The 2,765-nt window shown below is 50.8% G+C and carries 2 tRNA genes and 2 rRNA genes; all 4 read left to right on the top strand.

Annotated features, from left to right (window positions below):
* Positions 1 to 325: ribosomal RNA gene (locus BLV20_RS30690) — 16S ribosomal RNA — on the top strand; the annotation flags it as partial.
* A gap of 65 nt (positions 326 to 390) precedes the next feature.
* Positions 391 to 467, top strand: a tRNA-Ile gene (locus BLV20_RS30685).
* A gap of 26 nt (positions 468 to 493) precedes the next feature.
* Positions 494 to 569, top strand: a tRNA-Ala gene (locus BLV20_RS30680).
* Positions 570 to 808: 239 nt separating this feature from the next.
* Positions 809 to 2,765: ribosomal RNA gene (locus BLV20_RS30675) — 23S ribosomal RNA — on the top strand; the annotation flags it as partial.

Here is a 2,765-nt window from a genome sequence, read left to right as displayed (position 1 = left end):
CTGGGCTACACACGTGCTACAATGGTCGGTACAAAGGGTTGCCAAGCCGCGAGGTGGAGCTAATCCCATAAAACCGATCGTAGTCCGGATCGCAGTCTGCAACTCGACTGCGTGAAGTCGGAATCGCTAGTAATCGCGAATCAGAATGTCGCGGTGAATACGTTCCCGGGCCTTGTACACACCGCCCGTCACACCATGGGAGTGGGTTGCACCAGAAGTAGCTAGTCTAACCTTCGGGAGGACGGTTACCACGGTGTGATTCATGACTGGGGTGAAGTCGTAACAAGGTAGCCGTAGGGGAACCTGCGGCTGGATCACCTCCTTAATCGACGACATCAGCTGCTTCATAAGCTCCCACACGAATTGCTTGATTCATTGAAGAAGACGATTGGGTCTGTAGCTCAGTTGGTTAGAGCGCACCCCTGATAAGGGTGAGGTCGGCAGTTCGAATCTGCCCAGACCCACCAATTACTGGTGCACCCTGTAGCGATACGGGGCCATAGCTCAGCTGGGAGAGCGCCTGCCTTGCACGCAGGAGGTCAGCGGTTCGATCCCGCTTGGCTCCACCATTACAGATTGGTGTCCATCGTTTAAAGCTTAGAAATGAGCATTCCGCCGATTGGCGATGAATGTTGATTTCTGATCTTTATCAGAATCGTTCTTTAAAAATTTGGGTATGTGATAGAAAGATAGACTGGATAGCACTTTCACTGGTGTTTATTCAGGCTAAGGTAAAATTTGTGAGTTTAATCGCGAATTTTCGGCGAATGTCGTCTTCATAGTATAACCAGATTGCTTGGGGTTATATGGTCAAGTGAAGAAGCGCATACGGTGGATGCCTTGGCAGTCAGAGGCGATGAAAGACGTGGTAGCCTGCGAAAAGCTTCGGGGAGTCGGCAAACAGACTTTGATCCGGAGATGTCTGAATGGGGGAACCCAGCCATCATAAGATGGTTATCTTGTACTGAATACATAGGTGCAAGAGGCGAACCAGGGGAACTGAAACATCTAAGTACCCTGAGGAAAAGAAATCAACCGAGATTCCCTTAGTAGTGGCGAGCGAACGGGGACTAGCCCTTAAGTGGCTTTGAGATTAGCGGAACGCTCTGGAAAGTGCGGCCATAGTGGGTGATAGCCCTGTACGCGAAAATCTCTTAGTCATGAAATCGAGTAGGACGGAGCACGAGAAACTTTGTCTGAATATGGGGGGACCATCCTCCAAGGCTAAATACTACTGACTGACCGATAGTGAACTAGTACCGTGAGGGAAAGGCGAAAAGAACCCCGGAGAGGGGAGTGAAATAGATCCTGAAACCGTATGCGTACAAGCAGTGGGAGCAGACTTTGTTCTGTGACTGCGTACCTTTTGTATAATGGGTCAGCGACTTATATTCAGTGGCGAGCTTAACCGAATAGGGGAGGCGTAGCGAAAGCGAGTCTTAATAGGGCGTTTAGTCGCTGGGTATAGACCCGAAACCGGGCGATCTATCCATGGGCAGGTTGAAGGTTAGGTAACACTGACTGGAGGACCGAACCGACTACCGTTGAAAAGTTAGCGGATGACCTGTGGATCGGAGTGAAAGGCTAATCAAGCTCGGAGATAGCTGGTTCTCCTCGAAAGCTATTTAGGTAGCGCCTCATGTATCACTGTAGGGGGTAGAGCACTGTTTCGGCTAGGGGGTCATCCCGACTTACCAAACCGATGCAAACTCCGAATACCTACAAGTGCCGAGCATGGGAGACACACGGCGGGTGCTAACGTCCGTCGTGAAAAGGGAAACAACCCAGACCGTCAGCTAAGGTCCCAAAGTTATGGTTAAGTGGGAAACGATGTGGGAAGGCTTAGACAGCTAGGAGGTTGGCTTAGAAGCAGCCACCCTTTAAAGAAAGCGTAATAGCTCACTAGTCGAGTCGGCCTGCGCGGAAGATGTAACGGGGCTCAAACCATACACCGAAGCTACGGGTATCACGTAAGTGATGCGGTAGAGGAGCGTTCTGTAAGCCTGTGAAGGTGAGTTGAGAAGCTTGCTGGAGGTATCAGAAGTGCGAATGCTGACATGAGTAACGACAATGGGTGTGAAAAACACCCACGCCGAAAGACCAAGGTTTCCTGCGCAACGTTAATCGACGCAGGGTTAGTCGGTCCCTAAGGCGAGGCTGAAAAGCGTAGTCGATGGAAAACAGGTTAATATTCCTGTACTTCTAGTTATTGCGATGGAGGGACGGAGAAGGCTAGGCCAGCTTGGCGTTGGTTGTCCAAGTTTAAGGTGGTAGGCTGGAATCTTAGGTAAATCCGGGGTTCTAAGGCCGAGAGCTGATGACGAGTTACCTTTTAGGTGACGAAGTGGTTGATGCCATGCTTCCAAGAAAAGCTTCTAAGCTTCAGATAACTAGGAACCGTACCCCAAACCGACACAGGTGGTTGGGTAGAGAATACCAAGGCGCTTGAGAGAACTCGGGTGAAGGAACTAGGCAAAATGGCACCGTAACTTCGGGAGAAGGTGCGCCGGTGAGGGTGAAGGACTTGCTCCGTAAGCTCATGCCGGTCGAAGATACCAGGCCGCTGCGACTGTTTATTAAAAACACAGCACTCTGCAAACACGAAAGTGGACGTATAGGGTGTGACGCCTGCCCGGTGCCGGAAGGTTAATTGATGGGGTTAGCTAACGCGAAGCTCTTGATCGAAGCCCCGGTAAACGGCGGCCGTAACTATAACGGTCCTAAGGTAGCGAAATTCCTTGTCGGGTAAGTTCCGACCTGCACGA

This window comes from Pseudomonas sp. NFIX28 (genome assembly GCF_900107395.1).
Taxonomy (GTDB): domain Bacteria; phylum Pseudomonadota; class Gammaproteobacteria; order Pseudomonadales; family Pseudomonadaceae; genus Aquipseudomonas.
The sequence above is the reverse complement of the archived record's forward strand: the minus strand, read 5'-3'. Positions and strand labels throughout refer to the sequence as shown.